Source organism: Leptospira sanjuanensis (assembly GCF_022267375.1).
Lineage (GTDB): Bacteria > Spirochaetota > Leptospiria > Leptospirales > Leptospiraceae > Leptospira > Leptospira sanjuanensis.
Genome location: NZ_JAIZBH010000001.1, coordinates 2,100,749 through 2,118,757 on the forward strand (window position 1 = coordinate 2,100,749; position 18,009 = coordinate 2,118,757).

15 protein-coding genes and 1 tRNA gene are annotated in these 18,009 nt (G+C 45.1%); 8 read left to right on the forward strand and 8 right to left on the reverse strand.

The window, feature by feature from the left end:
• Window positions 1-18 precede the first annotated feature (18 nt).
• The 6 genes from LFX17_RS09420 (at window position 19) to LFX17_RS09445 (ending at window position 5,537) form a co-directional block, all read left to right on the forward strand.
• Window positions 19-606, forward strand: coding sequence for a type II secretion system protein GspJ (locus tag LFX17_RS09420; RefSeq protein ID WP_406600525.1), 588 nt, complete (start codon window positions 19-21; stop codon window positions 604-606).
• Entirely contained in the window at window positions 569-1,771 is a 1,203-nt protein-coding gene (locus LFX17_RS09425) for a type II secretion system minor pseudopilin (protein WP_238746279.1), read from the forward strand. Before LFX17_RS09420 ends, LFX17_RS09425 begins: the two co-directional genes overlap by 38 nt.
• Before the next feature lie 6 nt (window positions 1,772-1,777).
• Complete coding sequence (gene pilM / locus LFX17_RS09430) at window positions 1,778-3,403, forward strand: pilus assembly protein PilM (RefSeq protein WP_238730022.1); 1,626 nt, start codon at window positions 1,778-1,780, stop codon at window positions 3,401-3,403.
• A gap of 7 nt (window positions 3,404-3,410) precedes the next feature.
• Window positions 3,411-3,938 (forward strand): hypothetical protein, encoded by a 528-nt coding sequence (locus LFX17_RS09435; protein WP_238730023.1) that lies wholly within the window; start codon window positions 3,411-3,413, stop codon window positions 3,936-3,938.
• Window positions 3,935-4,852 (forward strand): type II secretion system protein GspN, encoded by a 918-nt coding sequence (gspN, locus tag LFX17_RS09440; RefSeq protein ID WP_238730024.1) that lies wholly within the window; start codon window positions 3,935-3,937, stop codon window positions 4,850-4,852. Before LFX17_RS09435 ends, gspN begins: the two co-directional genes overlap by 4 nt.
• A 256-nt stretch (window positions 4,853-5,108) precedes the next feature.
• On the forward strand, window positions 5,109-5,537 hold the full coding sequence (locus LFX17_RS09445; RefSeq protein WP_238746281.1) for a D-Ala-D-Ala carboxypeptidase family metallohydrolase: 429 nt from the start codon (window positions 5,109-5,111) through the stop codon (window positions 5,535-5,537).
• 156 nt (window positions 5,538-5,693) lie between these two features.
• Here LFX17_RS09445 and LFX17_RS09450 read toward each other — a convergent pair whose 3' ends face one another.
• Window positions 5,694-9,296, reverse strand: coding sequence for a vitamin B12-dependent ribonucleotide reductase (locus tag LFX17_RS09450; RefSeq protein ID WP_238746283.1), 3,603 nt, complete (start codon window positions 9,294-9,296; stop codon window positions 5,694-5,696).
• 211 nt (window positions 9,297-9,507) lie between these two features.
• Between LFX17_RS09450 and LFX17_RS09455 the strand changes: the two genes are divergently transcribed.
• Window positions 9,508-9,583: transfer RNA gene (locus tag LFX17_RS09455), tRNA-Asn, on the forward strand.
• 190 nt (window positions 9,584-9,773) lie between these two features.
• On the opposite strand, the gene LFX17_RS09460 is transcribed toward LFX17_RS09455, so the two are convergent.
• From LFX17_RS09460 to LFX17_RS09485, 6 genes are all read right to left on the reverse strand, one after another.
• Complete coding sequence (locus LFX17_RS09460; protein ID WP_238746285.1) at window positions 9,774-10,703, reverse strand: hypothetical protein; 930 nt, start codon at window positions 10,701-10,703, stop codon at window positions 9,774-9,776.
• A 214-nt stretch (window positions 10,704-10,917) separates the two neighbouring features.
• The gene (locus LFX17_RS09465; RefSeq protein ID WP_238746287.1) at window positions 10,918-12,075 is read right to left on the reverse strand and encodes a hypothetical protein; all 1,158 of its coding nucleotides are present in this window, start codon (window positions 12,073-12,075) and stop codon (window positions 10,918-10,920) included.
• A gap of 226 nt (window positions 12,076-12,301) precedes the next feature.
• Window positions 12,302-12,610 (reverse strand): exodeoxyribonuclease VII small subunit, encoded by a 309-nt coding sequence (locus LFX17_RS09470; protein ID WP_238730030.1) that lies wholly within the window; start codon window positions 12,608-12,610, stop codon window positions 12,302-12,304.
• A gap of 1 nt (window position 12,611) precedes the next feature.
• Window positions 12,612-13,880 carry an exodeoxyribonuclease VII large subunit gene (gene xseA / locus LFX17_RS09475; protein ID WP_238730031.1) on the reverse strand — a complete coding sequence of 423 codons (1,269 nt, stop codon included), beginning with the start codon at window positions 13,878-13,880 and terminating at the stop codon, window positions 12,612-12,614.
• A 5-nt stretch (window positions 13,881-13,885) separates the two neighbouring features.
• Entirely contained in the window at window positions 13,886-15,016 is a 1,131-nt protein-coding gene (locus LFX17_RS09480; protein ID WP_238730032.1) for an AI-2E family transporter, read from the reverse strand.
• A 5-nt stretch (window positions 15,017-15,021) separates the two neighbouring features.
• Window positions 15,022-15,501 (reverse strand): hypothetical protein, encoded by a 480-nt coding sequence (locus LFX17_RS09485; RefSeq protein ID WP_238730033.1) that lies wholly within the window; start codon window positions 15,499-15,501, stop codon window positions 15,022-15,024.
• 70 nt (window positions 15,502-15,571) lie between these two features.
• Here LFX17_RS09485 and LFX17_RS09490 point away from each other — a divergent pair, with 70 nt between their 5' ends.
• Window positions 15,572-16,213, forward strand: coding sequence for a DedA family protein (locus LFX17_RS09490; protein WP_238730034.1), 642 nt, complete (start codon window positions 15,572-15,574; stop codon window positions 16,211-16,213).
• A gap of 145 nt (window positions 16,214-16,358) precedes the next feature.
• Here LFX17_RS09490 and LFX17_RS09495 read toward each other — a convergent pair whose 3' ends face one another.
• Entirely contained in the window at window positions 16,359-17,918 is a 1,560-nt protein-coding gene (locus tag LFX17_RS09495; RefSeq protein WP_238730035.1) for a phosphatase domain-containing protein, read from the reverse strand.
• Window positions 17,919-18,009: the final 91 nt, after the last annotated feature.

The window sequence follows — 18,009 nt, forward strand, 5'->3', positions numbered from 1 at the left end:
ACCTTGATCGAAATTTCGATCGTTGTGATGATCTTAGGAGTGATCTTTACAGGAATTTTTTCCACGTATTACACTTCGCTTCGGATTTCACGGGAATCATCTTCTCCCGGAGGAGCGGCGAAACGGGATATTCTTTTGGCGATGGAAAATATCCGGAGCACGCTCGCGATGACGTATTTTCACCAGACGCAGAGAAGACTCATCTTTATCGGCAGAAACGACGGCCGGGGACTTGATCGAAGAGACAGACTCGATTTCGCCGCTACTCATCCCAACTCCGAAGAAACGTCCATGCCCGAAGTACGGGAAGTTTCCTTTTATCTCAAACCCATGCTCGACACGCCGGATTATTACGCTCTCATTCGAAGAGAAGACGAAATGGTGGACCGTTATCCGAAATCGGGCGGGACCGAATATACGTTGTTAACCCATGTGAAAAGTTTTCAACTCAAGTATTCCAGAACGGGGGCGAAATGGGAAGACGAATGGGATTCCAAACTCACCAAGGTTCTTCCGAGATTGATTCGTGTGGAGATGATCGTAAATACCGGTAAAAAGGAGGTCCGTTATGAAACTCTCGCGTTTCCCGGAATTCTTTTTAAATAACATGCAATTTTTCTTAACTGATATGAAGAACTTTCTTTTTCGATCGAAGAGTTCCATCGAACGGACTTTCGAAAAAATTTTCTTCTCTCACAAAAGAAATTTTCGAAGATCAAGATCGGGATTTATGGTCGTCATTCTCGTGATGGTGATCGGAACCGCTTCGTTTTATACCGCCACCGAATTCGGCGAACGTTCCTTAGGGGAAAGAAGGATCGCGCAAGCGGATGCCGACGGTTTCCGCGCGCTGCTTCTCGCAAAGGCCGGTTTTCAAGGTGCGCTCGGAGCTCTGAAAAAGATTCCGGAAGAATATCTGTACAAAAGCGGTATCGCTTTGAATCCGCCGCCTCTGCCGATGGGCGGGGGAACGATCTATTATAAGATCAGCTCCGAAGACGGAAAGATCAATCTCAATTCTTTGCTGAACCAGGACGACAACCAGCAGAACCTTCGTTCGGTGGAAATGGTCGCTCGGCTTTTCGACAAGTTAGGAATCAAACGTGAAAAGATTTTTCCGATCTTCGATTGGCTCGATACCGATCTGCAGGAAACGGGCGGAGGCGCGGAGGACTTGTATTATTCTTCCCTAAAACCTCCTCGGAAGAATAAGAATTCCTTTATGTATTCCGTTTCCGAACTCGTATCCGTAAAAGGTTTTGACAGGGATCTCGTTTACGGTTCCTTGAAACCCGCGGATTTCGATCAAAAATATTCCAAGGCGTTTCAATCCGACGAGGAGAAGGCGTTGATCGGCGACAGCGATTTCGTCTTAGCGAACAACATAACGGCATACATCCCTTCGGGCCAAAACTCGGACGATAGAATCAACTTGAACGCCGCGCCATATTTTGTTTTGATGTCTTTATCCGATTTTATGACCAAACAGGCGGCCATGAGAATTCTCAAATTCAAATTGGAGCAGGGCGGTTTTATCAAGGAACTGAAGGACATAGAAAAATTTCAGGAATTCCAGATTCCCACCACAGGCGGTTTGACCCTTTACAAAGAACTCGCGGGTGAAGGAACGGACGTCTCCGGCGGCAGGGTTAAGACCAAGGGAGAAATCTTTCGAATCGTTGCCGTGGGTCAGGTGGGAAAAACGATTCGAAGAATCACGGGAATCTTCGATCTGACAAACAGCCAAATGCTCTATTACATGGAAGACTAAACAACGATGTTCATTTACGATCAATTTCTCGCAATCGACTACGGAACGAGCACGATCAAAGGAGTTCTCTTTCAAAAGGTCCTCGGAAAGCTAAGCATTCTACGTTCCGAAATCATGAGCATCTCCCACGGAGAAGAGGACGAATACAGACACAACGTTCTTCGGTTTATCAATTCCTATTTTCCGGGAGAGACGAGTATCGTTCTTAATCTTCCGCTCGATCGTTTGTTTGTGCGCGAGCTTCACATTCCGTTGACTACGGTAAAAGCGATCCGGGAAGTCATTCCTTTCGAAGTCGAAAACAGAATTCCGTTCCCGATGGAAACCGTGGAAGTGACGGGAAGCATTTGGAGAATCGATCAGGAAAAATCGGACGTCATCGCGTATTCGGCTCATCACAGCGAACTTGATTTTATCACCGCTCCGTTTCTCGGCAGTAATATCGTCTTTCGCGGTTTATTCGTAGATTCGGTGAGTTTGTCTTCGGTGATTGCGGAACACACGAACAAAGAAATCACGTATAAGAATTGCGCGCAAGCCGACATCGGCGGAAGAATCACGATTTTAAATATTCTCACCGAAGGAAAGGTCGCACACACGAGATATATCGCCATGGGAGGAGACACTCTCACGGAGCAAATCGCGTCCGATCTTAAGATTCCGTTTGAAAAAGCGGAAGCGATCAAACTCTCTCTTCAATTCGAACCGTTTTCAGGGGAAGAGGACGGTCTCAATCTTTTCGCAAAAGAATTCAAACTCAAAGTCGCGGACATTAAAAAAGCGTTTCAAAGCGCGTCGAAGTTCACCGAAAAACTTTCGTCCGAAATCCATCGAAGCATCGTTTCGATGAACGAAACCGAAAGACCGGAAGTATTGTATCTTTCCGGCGGAGGAAGCAAGGTTCGGGGAATCGAATCCGTTTTGGGCGACGCGCTCGGGCTTATCACTCGACGTTACGATTTTCTTTCGTTGGACGGTGACACGTTCTCTACTTGTTTCGGAATGGGTTATCATTTCGGTTTTGCGAAAAAGGACAAGATCGACTTCATCGACACTCCTCACGTCAAACGTATCAACAAGAACATTCTCAATTTCGATCAATTCCGTCCTCATTTGATTTTTTCGGGAATTTCTTTGTTCATTCTCATCACAGTCTTTTTCGTGGGCATCGTTATCGACAAAAGAAAACTCAGTGCGAGCGACAAAATGCTCGCCGAAAAATTCCAACGCGGCTTCGGCAGAACAGCTCCGGAAGACGTAGATATATTAGAATATGCAACTAAACTCAAGAACGAAGAGAAAAAGAAGACCGAGATCTACAGACTTTACCTGAGTAAACCGAGCATTCTCGACATTCTTTTCGAACTTTCGATGAACTTTCCCGCATCCGATATGCAACCGTTCCAATTGGATCAGTTCGACTACGATCAGGATCTGGTCAAAATTGGGGGAAGAGTCAACGAATTCAGCGAGATCGGGGTGGTCCAAAGATCGCTCGAAAAATCTCCCCTATTCAAAGACATAGAGGTCACAAACAAACGATTGATGCAGGGAGTGAAGGCTTATAAGGTTTCCTTTACGATTACGATGAAGGTAGTGAACAAACCGGTCTCTTCCGAGGAGTCCTTTTAAAACCGCCATGCTTGAAAAGTTAGAACCCAGAGAAAGATTGATCGTACTCGGCGGAATCGGATTGATTCTTCTGTTAATCGTATTTATGGCGATCCGTAAAGTCGTAACGCTCCGCCAAGGTTTGACGGAAAGAGTTCAGGATTCGCGAACCGCTCCCGTCAAACTCGACAAGATCATCCAGGAATTCAACGATTTCCGCTCTTTGGATTCTTCCGGCGGAGAAACCGACGTAAGTGCGATCTACGCAAAACTCGACGAGATTTTCGTTCGATACGGATTGAAGGAAAAAATTTCCACGATGAAGGATTCGAATTCGATCGAAGATAAGAAGTACAATCGGATCACGATCGATATCAATTTCCGTTCCGTGACTTTGGACAACGTTTTCCGGTTAATCTACGACATAGAAAAGAACAAGATGATTAACGCGCGGGTGGAATATCTGAATTTTAGAAAACCGTTCCAAGGAAAAGAGGTCTACGATGTGAACCTCAAACTTTCCACTTACAGCCGTGCGGCGGGGAACAAACGATGAAAAAAGAAGAAGAATATCAGGAGGAAACGGCTCTTACTCGTGAAGAGGAAGAATTCCTGACCCTCGAACTTCAGGAAGAGGAAGAAGAGGCGACCCCGCGTTTTACTCTCAAACAAAAACTCATCCTCGTCGGGACGGGAGTTTTCTCTTTTTTCATTTTTACTCTTTGGCTTTTTCCTTTGGATGAAATCATTCGCAGTTCCTTGAACTCGTCTTCTTCCCAAACCGGAACCATCATCAATTTCCGCGACATGAGCATTTCCATTTTAGGAAACGTTACTCTCGATACACTTGAAATCAATACGCCTTCCAACTTGAAAATCAAAACGGAAGAAACCGTTTTGAAAACCTCCTTGTTCGGTTTAATGAAACGAAAGTTCGACGGGAAATTCAAAATCGAAAGTCTAAAAATCGACACGGAAAACGGACCCTTGATGAAGGTTCCGCGTGTAGAGGGTCAGGGAAAATTCGAAAACTTAAACGGAGGAATCGCGAGGATCGTAGGCAACCTCGATCTGGAAATTCCACCGGCTCCTTCGGCGGGAATGATCATGGGTTTACCCGAAATTCCTCTGCTCGGGGAATTAAAAAATATCACGATCAAAAAGTTTCTCACGAAGATCAATCTACAAGGCGGGAATCTAATCTTTAACGATTTCACTTTGGATACTTCGATCGCACGCTTCGATATCACGGGAAACATTCGTTTATCCGATAACATTTCCTTTTCTCAGCTCAATCTTAGAATCTGTCTCGAACTCGATCGCAATTTCGCGTTGGAAAGACAGGACATAGAAGACATGCTGACCCTTTTGGAAAAACAAAGCGGCAGTAAATGTATTCCGATCATGGGAACGATCAACAAACCGGAAGCCAAGATTCCCGGATTGACCGGACCGCCGGGGAGTCCTTAAGATTCTTTTTTCGTGATGGAGAACGAACATCCGGGTATGCGTTTAGGAGGAACGGACGAAGATCCGGATCGATCCTTCTCTTTGACCTTTTTAATTTAAAAACGTTATGAACAAACCCGTTCTTAAGAGCATTGTTTTATTTTCGCTCCTTCTCTTTTCTTTTTGCGATTTCCAACCTCATACACCTCCTTCTAAAGAGCAGTGGAACGAATTCAGGAACCTTCCCGAAAACCGAAAGAAAATTCTCGCTTTGGAAATGTTTCTTAAAGAACGTAAAGTTTTCGATGTGGTTCCCGTCGAACAGCTTCTGAGACAAGGCACCGATTGGAGACAAACGAAAAGCCGACCTTTCGCGATTCCACCTCAAGAGTTCTGGTTGAACATCGTACCGACTCTAAAAGTCATTCGAGATTTGATTCTTCCCCGAATCGGCCCCATAACGGTGGTTTCCGGTTTTCGAGCAGGGGACTATAACGAAAAAGCCGGCGGGGCGAAATCCAGTCGGCACCTTCTTTTTTCCGCCGTAGATATGATCCCCGATCGTGAAATCGAACGAGACGAGTTGAAACGACGCCTTTTGATACTTTGGGAAAAAAACGGAGCCGATCGAAAGATCGGACTCGGTTTGTATTCTCGAAATCGATTTCATATCGACACGAACGGTTTTCGTAAGTGGGAGAAATAAATCGTTCCGTCTACTTCGACAAAACGATCAGCCATAAAACAGAAAACCCATATATGCCACACAGAAGATTAGGCACAACAAACGTACATAAAAATGCCCGAACGACTTTCACCGCTCGGGCATACAATCCGCGATTGTTTTAGATCTTCAATCGAATCAAGAACATCCGGTGGTCGAACCGCAGGACATACACTTAAGACAAGATCCGTTTCTCACCATTTCAAAAGAACCGCACTCGGAACAAGAATCACCCGTGTAACCTTTGATCTTAGCGAGTTTTACTTCTTCCAGAAGGGCGATTCCGGTAGGAGCCGCGGTTCTTTCCTTGGAAATCATCTGAGAATAAGAAATCGTTTCCACTTCCTTTTTAGGAGCAACTTCCGCTACCACAGTCGCCGCGGAATTATTTACCGGTTCCCGATGATTGGATTCCGCTGTCGCACGCTTGGAACCGATTTCGTCTCCTCTCAAATCTTCCGGAGCCACTTGACCGAGATCGTATCTTCCCAAGTAAGTGATCGCCAATTCTCGGAAGATATAATCGATTACGGAAGTGCTCATCTTGATGTGTTTGTTTCCGGAAACGATTCCGTTCGGTTCGAACTTGAAGAACGTAAACGCATCCACGTATTCTTCCAAAGGAACCCCGTGTTGTAAACCGAGAGAAACGGAAATCGCAAACGCGTTCATCAAACTTCTAAACGCCGCTCCTTCCTTGTGCATATCGATGAAGATCTCTCCGATCTGACCGTCTTCGTATTCGCCGGTTCTTAAATAAACCTTGTGACCGCCTACGATCGCTTTCTGAGTGTATCCCGCTCTTCTGCTCGGAAGTTTTCTTCTGTGGGAGATGTATTTCGTGATGACCTTTTCCGCGATCTGAACCGGATCTTTGGAAATCATCGCTTCTCTGACTTCGTCGTGCTCGTCCAATTCGATTCCATTCAAAAGTTCTAATACGGAATTGAGAGGTTGAGAAAGTTTGGAACCGTCTCTGTAAAGCGCGTTCGCTTTGATCATCATCTTCCAAGAGAGGAAATACGCGTTTTTGATGTCTTCCACGACTGCATCCTCGGGGAGGTTGATCGTTTTGGAAATCGCGCCGCTGATAAAAGGTTGAGCCGCCGCCATCGTACGAATATGGGACTCGTAAGAAAGGAAACGTTTTCCGTATTTACCGCATTTGTTCGCACAATCGAAAACCGGATAATCCTTCTCTTTCAAGAAAGGAGCGTTTTCGATCGTCATCGTTCCGCAAACGTAGTCGTTTGCCTTGTTGATTTCTTCTTTGGTGAATCCTAAATATTCGAGAAGAGAGAAACCCGGAGCGTCGAAAACTTCTTTTGCGATTCCTAAGTTTCTGGTAAGAAAGTCTTCGCCTAAGTTGAATTTGTTGAACGCAAAGTTGATGTCGAACGCGAGAGGAAGGGAAGCTTCCACTTTTTCGAGAATCTCGTTCGTGAATCCTTTTTCTTTCAGAGCTTGCGTATTGACCACAGGCGCTCCGTTCAAAGTCGCATGACCTTTACAATAGTTCACGATCGCTTCGATTTCGGAAGGAGAATAACCGAGTTTTTTCAAACCATAAGGAACGGATTGATTGATGATTTTGAAGTAACCGCCCCCAGCGAGTTTTTTAAACTTCACGAGCGCGAAGTCGGGCTCGATTCCAGTCGTATCACAATCCATTACAAGACCGATCGTTCCGGTAGGAGCAATCACGGTTACTTGCGCGTTTCTGTACCCGTATTTTTCACCGAGTTCCAGCGCCAAATCCGCGTCTTCTTGCGCCGCTTTGAGCATATAAGAAGGGCAGAAGGCAGGATTGATTCCCACAGGAGTGATCGTTAAACCTTCGTAATCGCCGGACGGAGCGTTGTAAGCCGCTCTTCTATGGTTACGAATCACACGAAGCATGTGCTTCTTATTCTTTGCGTAACCAGCAAACGGACCTTGTTCTTTCGCCATTTCCGCGGAAGTAGCGTAAGCGGTCATGTGCATGATGGAAGAAATCGCCCCGGTGATCGCCATTGCTTCTTGAGAATCATAAGGGATCCCAAGAATCATCAGGATCGAACCGAGGTTCGCGTAACCCAATCCTAAAGTACGGAACTTATAGGAAAGTTCGGCGATTTCCTTGGAAGGAAACTGAGCCATCGTCACCGAGATTTCGAGAATGATGGTCCAAAGTCTGCAGAGATAACGAAAACCCTCCACGTCGAAGTTCAACGTTTCAAGGTTCACGAATTTTTGTAAGTTCGCGGACGCAAGGTTACAAGCGGTGTTGTCCAAAAACATATATTCGGAGCAGGGGTTCGACGCATTGATCGAACCGTCTTCCGGACACGTATGCCATTCGTTGATGGTAGTGTGATATTGTGTTCCCGGATCCGCGCTGGCCCAAGCCGCGTAGGAAATTTTTTCCCAGAGTTCGCGGGCTCTCAAAGTTTGGGAAGGTTTCGCTTTGCGTCCTTCCGCTTTTGCTTTTTCCTTTTCGGTTCTGAAATACAGATTCCAAGGTTGATCCTGTTCCACCGCGGTCATGAACTCATTCGTTAAACGAACTGAGTTATTGCTGTTCTGACCGGATACTGTGTTGTACGCGTCGGACTGCCAATCGGTGGTCAATTCTTCAAAAAGAATTTCCTTGTATCCTTGTTTTGCAAGGTCGATCACACGTTTGATGTAGTTGTCCGGAATGAGAACCTTCTTCGCTTCGAGAATGGTTTTCTTTAATGCGGAATTCTTTTTGGGATCGAAACGATCTTCGGTTTCCATCTCGTAACACGCGGACATAATCGCATTGAGATGTCTGTTGTTCAGCATCGAACCGGTTACGAGAGAAGCGACTTTCTTTTCTTCCGTCACTTTCCAATCGATAAAACTTTCGATATCGGGATGGTCTACGTCGAGACAAACCATCTTCGCCGCGCGGCGAGTGGTTCCACCGGATTTGATCGCACCTGCGGCGCGGTCCCCAATTTTTAAGAAACTCATCAGACCGGAGCTTTTTCCTCCGCCGGAAAGAGGTTCGTTTTCTCCTCTTAAATTGGAAAAGTTGGTTCCCGTTCCGGAACCGTATTTAAAAAGACGAGCTTCGCGGACCCAAAGATCCATGATACCGCCGTCGTTGACGAGATCATCATCCACGCTTTGGATAAAACACGCGTGCGGTTGCGGATGTTCGTACGCGGAAGCGGATTTAACGAGTTTGCCGGTTGCGGGATCAACGTAGTAGTGGCCTTGGGATTTACCGTCGATTCCATAAGCCCAGTTCAAACCGGTGTTGAACCACTGAGGAGAATTCGGAGCCGCCATCTGAGTCGCGAGCATATAAACGATTTCATCATAGAAAACTTTGGCGCTTTCCTCATCGGAGAAATATTTGTATTTGTATCCCCAATATGTCCAACAACCCGCAAGTCTATGAAAGACTTCGAGTGCACTCGTCTCACCGCCGAAACGATCTTCCGGTTTTAAGGATTCGAGTTTTTCCGTATCGGGAACCGATTTTTGAAGCCATTCAGGAATTCCTTCCTCTTGTACTTTTTTGAGATACTTAGGGATTCCTTTTCTGCGAAAGTATTTCTGCGCAAGGATGTCCACCGCAACCTGGGACCATCCTTCGGGCACGAGGATATTGTTTGCCTCGAATACCTTGGATCCATCCGGATTTGTAATCCGGGAATTACGCTTCGCCCATTGAATAGAGGACGATTCACCATTGGAAGGAACGGTAAAATGACGATTCAGCTTCATAATTTGCTCTCAGACTCCGTAACACTGTTGTAAGAAGGGATTATGTCACTCTAAGAAAGACGAAAAATGATCCAAAGCATTTTTCGCTCCTTTCTCTTCCGACAATTCGAAATTTTTCCTCTCAAAAGTTGTAAAAACAAACACTAATGCGACAAATTAAGGTTGCGCTCTTACCCCTTTTTGAAAATATAGGCCTAACTACCGAGGATACTCCCCTTTAGCTCAGTCGGTAGAGCAAGTGACTGTTAATCACTGGGTCGCTGGTTCGAGCCCAGCAGGGGGAGCCAACTCTCCGTCTCTTCAGCCTAAACTTCGTTTTTCCTCCCTTTTGGTTCTTGTTAGACTTTCTCTTACAAGAAAGTTCAAAAAAAAACTCAATTTCTGTGTAGTGCATCTAAAAAAGAGAATAAAAAACCGACCTTCTCGAAACGATTTCAGAGTTCGTCGGTTTAAAATTTTATTTCTTAAGAAACGATTTTACTCCGGATTGATGGCAGGCTTTAGAGATTTCAAAAATCGATAAATCGCTTTCAATTCCATATCGCTCATTCTTGCATACGGACCCCAAGGCATATGGCTGTGCTCCACAAGTTTTCCGAGCCTAAATCTTTTTAAGAATTCTTCCTCGGTCCAAAGCGAGATTCTTCCTTCCGAATGAGGCGTTAAGTTGGGTGGAATTAAGGTTTCCTTCCCGGGTTCCTTCATCGGCGCACCTCCCGCATACGGTTCTCCGATGAATTCTCCGATCATGTTCCGTTTGGTGTGGCATCCGTTGCAGTTGGCCACGCTTCCCGCCAAGTATTCACCGTATTCCACGGTCGCCGCAGGAACGATCGATTTCAAAACGTCTCCCTTGGGTCCTACCGGTTTTACAACAAAGGCCTTGAGAACTTTTCCGATTAGATTCAATTCGTGTTTTGGGATCGGATTCGATTTCGGAGGCAAACTCCTGAGGAAGGATAAAATCGACGTTAGGTCCTCGTCACTCGTATTATGAAAGGGCATAAAATCGAAAAGGACCGTTCCGTCAGCGCGCACTCCGTATCTAAGAGAACGGGCGATTTCCCGATCAGATAGTTTACCGATTCCCGTTTCCGGATCGGGGGTGATGTTCGGAGTGTAAAAATTTCCGACGGGAAGCGCGAATACCTGTCCTCCGGAAAGCGAAGCTTGCTGAATCGGAACACCGGATTCCACTTCGGCTACGTTCTTATGACATTCAACACAATGGGCTGGGCCCGTCGCCAAATGTTTCCCCCGTTCGATTACGGCCGGATCCGAAGAAGACGTCACGTCCGGATACGGTGCGTCGTATTTTAAATTCTGTCGCATCAAAGTAGCCGCCGCGACGCCCAATACGACGATCAATAGAAAGGTCCCGGTCCATTTTAAGAACTTTAAGATCATAGTTCCTCACATATTTATTTTTAAAATGGTAAAACGTTTCGGAGATTTTTTATCCCCAACGCAATTCCGGAACTAAAACAAACAGAGGAAACGGTTTTGATTCTTTTCGTCGTTTCATAAAACGCAGATCGGATTTTTATGACTCCGATCTATAAATCGAATATCGATTTCGAATCGAATTTTCGAAATCCCGTAACGAACATTCGATTTCACATCATACATTCGAATTCTTTAATTTTTTAAATATGAATAGGATCGCTGAAGCAAGGAGACTTCCGAATAACAACGCGTAGCCGAGTAAAACGAAGGTTAACTTCAAAAAAGTAATCGTCCCATTCAAAGCGACAAGTCCTTCCGGAACGATCGGCCAAACGTATAGAAGATACATCATGATCGCGTTTTCGATCGGATCAAAAACGAGAAAGCCGAACGGCAATACGTTCCATACCTTCGGAAAATTCAGATACGTGGAGAATCTCGAATATATGGATCCGATCATCAAACAAACCGGAATCGGAAGAATCATATCCAATACGTTTCCCCAGAAGTATAGATTCCTTCCCGTTTCACCGTAAATACCGAAAACCGTCTCTACATCCTTTGCCGTCGAAAACGGACGAAAATCCAATTTTACGGGAATCGGAGTTCCTTCTGGAACCGGGGTCATTTGCTCCAGGAGCTGCATGGATCCCGAAACGAGTACGGAAGCTCCTATAAAAAGTAGAATTCTTTTGTTCGTCGCGTGCTCACCGATCCATTCGCTAAACCGGAGAATCCAAGGGGAAGAAACTCCTCCTAACAAAAGGAAGGAAAATCCGACGGTAATAGGAAACAAAACGCCGTGCAGGAGGGGATAAAAGTAGAATCCAGCTAACAACGATACTACGGTTAAAACCGTTAGAAAAGTTCCGATCCGTCCGTTTTCCGATCTGATCCGAATTCCCAGAAAACCGATTCCGAATACATACGAACCGACGAATGCAGCCTCGATCCACACGAAACGAAATCCGGATTGATTCCCCTGTAGAAGATCCCAAACGCTTCCGAACAAGCCGACCACAATCGCGGCCCAAAGCGATTTCGTCAGAAATCCGCTTTCTTTCGGAAAACTCTCGAACATGCTTCCTTGTTTTTTAAGTTCCCGAACAGAGAATAACAGACTTGCGTAAACCGGAATCCGAAGAGATCCAAAGAGAAACGAAAGATTTTTTCCCGGAAAATATCCTGATAAAAACTCGGAGGCGATCCGAGTGAATTCCTTAGCGTTCGAAAAAAAAGAGGGCGGAGTTCCGTTGATCCAATACGATTCGATTAAAACCAGATAAAAAGATAAAAGCGCCGCTCCGATCGCAAAGATCACCGAAACATTCATTTTGTTTTCCTTATTCCCAATTTGGATTCCATTGGATTTTATTTTCCAACAAAACGGTAAAAGGAGGATTGCCCGTTTTTTCGGATCGGAAGCAAATACGTATCCCCAGCTTATAAGTTAGGGATGCGACCGTACTGTGAAAATAAATGTTCGAAGAATTGAACGGTGAAAAGAGATCCTAAAACGGAACTTCTACCGGAATCATTTTTAAGATAGTTCGATTCGATTAGAACAAGTCTTCTTCTTCGGAAGACTTTGCAGAAGAAGACGCTGAAGATTTCGATTCCGACTTGGATTCTCCGCCTTTGATGAATCCGGTTTTCACCGTTTTTTTTGTTTCGTCTTTGGTTAAAGCTTCGATCTTTCCTTCGGCAGTATCCAGAATTCCTTGGCAGATCTTTTTGAGTTCCATTCCTCGTTCGTAAGCCTTGAGAGATTCTTCCAAACTGAAATCCTGGCGTTCCAATTTTTCCGCGATTTGTTCAAGTTCCATCAGAGCTTCTTCGAATGAAATTTTAGATTTTGATTCTGCCATATTAGTTTCCTTTTCTGATCACTTGCATCGTCCCACCGGAAAGCAAAACCTGCAATTCTTCTTCCGGCTTGGTTTCTTCCGGAGATCGTATAATGTTGCCTTTTTGATTTCGAACGATGGAGTAACCGCGCTTCATCGTAGCCGCCGGAGAAAGATCCTCCACCTTGGAAGTCCAAAACTCGGCCTTTTGTTTTTTATGATATAGAATATTCCGAATCTTGGATGTAAGGTTATCGTATCGTTCGAGTCGAACTTTCGCCAAATCCATTTTGTTGGAAACGGCTTTCTGCAATCGAACTCCGATCTCGTCTATTCTTTGACTTCTCTGATTGAGAAGCTGCATCGGTTCTTTGAAAATGAATTTTCCGGACAAAAGTCGAAGCCGATCCTTGCTCGAAGAAACCTTTGCCTGCAAAGAGGTTCGTAGTCTTCCTTCCAACTGAGATAAAAACTGAAGAACGTCCTCTTCCTTCGGAACGGCGTGTTCCGCCGCGGCCGTCGGAGTGGGCGTATAAAAATCGGCGGCAAAGTCGCTTAACAATACGTCCGTCTGGTGACCGACAGCGGAGATGATCGGGACCCTCGAGTCAGCATAAGCCCGAATCACCTTTTCGTCGTTAAACGCCATAAGATCCTCGAAACTTCCTCCTCCTCGTCCCGCGATGATCACGTCCACGTTCCACGAAGGTTTGTTCAATTCTTCAATGGCGGATACGATCGAATCGGGCGCTTCTTCCCCTTGAACGACGCAAGGCGCGATCAATATGTTGATCCCCGGAAATCGGGAACGGGCGACTTTGATGATGTCTTCGATCGCAGCACCCGAAGGCGAGGTCGCGATTCCGAGAGTTTTGGGAAACGAAGGAATTCTCCGTTTGCGTTCGGGATCAAAGAGTCCTTCCGCAGCCAGTTTTTGTTTCAACTTTTCGATTTGAAGAAGAATATCGCCTTGTCCAAGTTCTTCGACCCGCGTTACGTTGAGGTTGTAAGAACCTCCCGCTTCGTAAAGAGTCACCGTTCCGTAGACTTGGATTTCCTTTCCGTCGGAGAGAGGTTTTCCGGAATAATTCTTATTGGAATAATTGAAAAAAGTGCAACGGATCAGCGATCCGGAATCTTTCAGCGAAAAGTAAATATGTCCGGAACTGGGTTTGCTGTAATTGGAGATTTCTCCCCGAACCCAGATGTTCTTTAAGTCCTTGGATCCGGTGATGAGAGTTTTGAGAATCCTCGTGACTTCCGAAACGGAAAGTGGTTTGGAATCTTCCAATCGGTTTACCGATGCCCCTTGTTCAGAATCAATTCTCTACGGTAGAGTTTCCAAAAATCCCAAAGAATGACGACTAACGTGACGGCGACCGGTCCGACAACGAGTCCCATGATTCCGAATTCCTTGATTCCTCCGATGAGGGAAAGAAAAATCAGAAGAGGGTGAACCTGCAGTTTTTTATCGAGCATTCTCGGTTTTACGAAATTCTCCAGAGCGAGATAAAAGAACAAACCGCTTCCCATAAAAAACACGGCCATCATCGGATTGTTTTCCAAAAAGAGAATATAAAGCCCGATCGGCAACCAAACCACCGACGTTCCGATCACGGGAATGATGGAAAAAAAAGCGGCCAAACTCGCGTATAAAAACGGACTCGAAATTCCCGCGATCAAAAGAAGGACATAGATCGCAGTTCCCTGTAAGATCGAAATGATGAGATTTCCGCGGATTACGGTTTGTACGGCGGACGTCACTTTTCTTCCCACCTGTTCCTCGAGTTGTCTGGAAAAGGGAAGATTGTCCAAGATGAACCGTTCGACTTTTTTTCCGTCTTGATACAAAAAGAATAAAACGAGCAAAGCGAAGAAAAGATTCATCAGAATTCCGGTCGGGAGTTCGATGTTTCCTAAAATAAACGAAGAGGCGTTGCTCAAAATTCCGTAGATCGAATCCAAGTTGAGAATATCGACGTAGTTCTCCGCGAATTCTCCGTAGATTTCGGGAACTTTTACCCAGAAGAATTCGTTGTCAGTGATGAAATCCGTGAGCATCGCGAAGTTCATCAGAGTTTCGATGACCTTGTCTTCGCTTAACGAAATTCTCATTTTAAAAAGAATCGAAAGCGCCTCTTGAATCAAGGTGCGGATCACGAAATACGATGGGATGAGAACGATCATCGAAACGAGAGTGATCATGATCCACGGTACGAGCCACTGAAACTTCTCCCCTAAATATCCCTTCAAGAGTTTGTATTGTCTTCTGGTTGCGAGATACAAAATCAGCGCCATCAAAGAAGAATACAAATACGGACGAAATACGAGAAAGAAAACGCCGAGCGCGAAGATAAACAGGATCGAAAAGAATATCAGAAACGTATATTTTCCCGGTTCGGGGTTTGCATGTGCTGGCTCGATCATGACGTTCAAGTTCCCGATTTTTTATAGAAAAGTTTGATTCTGCTTCCGTTGTCCTGTGCTTCGATCTGAATCGTTACGACTTTTTTGTTTTGGCTTTCCGCCATGATGATCGTTTTGGAATCGGTTACTTCTTCCTGAAGGACTTTCCAATAGAGCGATTTAAAAATGGAAGAATAATAAACTTCCATCTGCTTTTTCTTAAATACGTGCGTGAACAAAAGAAAGGATTCTCTCGTATCGAAATAACCGCGCTCGGATTTCAATTCCGTGGAATAGATCAGATCCGAACCTTCCGGAACGAATTCGATCGGAAGCGATCTCGGATTTCGAACGGGATTATTTTGCAGAGTCAATTTATTATAACGATAGAGTTCGGTTTTATCCTTGGAAGTTTCGCCGAACGCGGGAGAGACAAGACTGAAAACCGCTGTTGTGAGAAAAACGGTTTTCCAAACGTGCTGGAACATGGAAAAAGAAAATTTCATAGATGAAAGGTTCACTTTTTTTTACTTGAACCCTATGCTCCGTCACTGACAATTCTTTTATTCATCCTCCATGACTTTTCAGGAAACGCTGATCCAAATTCTAAACCGTTTTTCCGAAACGGACCCGATCTTTCTCTGGCTCTTTTTCGCCTTCTCCAATTTTGCGGAAAACGTTTTTCCTCCCTGGCCGGGAGATACGATCACCGTGTTCGGAGGATTTCTCGTCGCAAGAAATCTGAATTCATTCGGTTGGCCGGCTCTGGTTACGAGCACGTTTGCCGGCAATTTATTCGGGGCTTGGATCATGTATCGTTTCGGACAAATGTTCCTGCATTGGGTTCGCAAAAAGAATTTTCCGTTTAAGGATTCTCTCTACGACGAAGAATCGATCGAAAAGACGTTCGCTTGGTTTCGCAGAAATTCGATCTTAGTCATTTTGTTCAGCCGATTCTCCGCGGGAATCCGATTCTTTGTTTCGATCGTCGCCGGAATGGTGAAGATGAATCCGATTTTGTTTTTCGGAGCTTTCAGCATAGCCGTTTCTCTTTGGTGCGGAATTTTGATTTTTTCCGGTTTTTATCTCGGGTCGCACTGGGAAGACGTTCTGGGTTTTTTAGAAATTTATAATAGGATCATTCTTACTTTGATCGTGATTTTCGCGGTTTTGTTTTTCTGGTTTCGCAGACAAAAAACGGGGAAAACCAATTCTTAGAAGAATTCTATCGTGAACTGGGAATTCGTATGAGTTCCCACATTTGATCGTGAAACGGGAATTCGTATGAGTTCCCACGCAACTTGGTCCGACAAAACAATCCGCATCAAAAAACAAAAAAACTGATTCTGATTCTGATTCGATTTTAAGAAATTTCTTCCTTGTTGAAAGCCTTCTTCAATCCTTCCAAGATCAGATCCTTTTCGTCCTGATAATCGCCCGGCAAAGAAAGATCTCGAATCCAGTCCATAATCGCTTGAGAATCGATCACATGGCCTTCCATCCATTCTCCAGCCATTTCCGCGACGATTCGAAACACTGCAGAAGTATCTAATATTCCATTATCTTGAAGTACGACCGCAAACCCCGGCGCGCCTTCGGTAAGAACATACGAACGAATTTCTTTTTGTTTGAACGGATCGATTCCCGCGGGAAGCGCGCTCTGAACGTTCCAGTGCATTTCCTCTTCGTCCGGTCCGTGCGCGGTTTTATTGATAAGAACGAGCGATACGGAATTTACATCTCCGTGAATCTTGCGGTTTTCTTCTCCGAGTTCGCGAATCGTTTTTGCCGCGTCTCTCGTGATCGCGTCTCTTCCCAAAAAATTGAGATGATAGAGATAATCTTCCAATTCCTTTCCCTGCATTTTTCCGCAAAGAATGTATTGATACAAAAGAAAGATCAGATAGTCGCTTTCGGTGTTGTCTCCGATCAATATTTCCTTTGAGTTGGTGGGCAGATACAAACGATCCCGGAGAAGAATCGTAAGTTTATAACTCATCTGATCGAACAGACTCTGAAACGAAGCTCCGGCGAATTTTCGAATTCGTTCCACCGAACCCAAAATTCCGTCCGTGATGAATTTGGCCGGATGTGTCACCGAATCCCAAAATTTTTCGACGATCCCTTTGATCGTTCCTTCCAGATACTTGAGATGCAACGATTCGGTAACGATGGAATGACTGCGAATCGTCGTTAACAAGGTTCTTCTGAAAAAATGCGGACTCGCGGAAATAAAACATAAGGGAGAATCATCGGTCGCCATTCGGATTTCGCGGTAGAGCGCGGGCATTCCGGGAAGAGGAAGCTTTTGCTGCGGCGTTTCGAATAACGTGGAAAGTTTTCCTTTGTTCGAATGAATGTCGGTCGCGAGATAGGTTTGATCGATGTCCGAAGTCGTCACGAAGCCGCTGAAGTTTTCGGGAAGAATTCGAAGCTTACCTTTGCCGATCAGAGATTGACCCGAAATTTCGCTCTTTCCCTTCTGATTGAGATAGGCGATGTCCTTGGTGAATTGTCTGTAAGAATCCAATCTTCGAAAATGAATCTGAAACGTATACTTTCCGGGGGTCAACGGTTTTGTGAATTCGTGAAAGAAGAATCCGCCGTCGTCTCCTTTGATTTCGGGAGATTGGTGTACGAGGTTGTTTGATTCATCCCAGATTTCCGCGACTAAGATCGGTTTGCGGACCGGTTCGAGACCGTAATCCAAAAACGGAGTGATTTCGTATTCCTGGCCTTCGAAAAGACCGTTCATCAGATCCCAACGGGAATCGTCCCGCATTTCTTCCGTGATTCCCGCGTCCACAACCTGACCTCGAACGTAATACCGATTCTCGCGTCCGAGTGTTCCCCCGCAAATCGCGATCCTTTTTTTATCCACTAACTTGGCTGCAGGCGTTTTGGATTCTGGTTGTTCGCTCAAGATTTTCGAACCTTCCTCTTTTTGATAGAATGGATGGATGGAAAATTGTACCGAATCGCTCAGAGAGTGAAAGCATAAAAAATGAAATTCT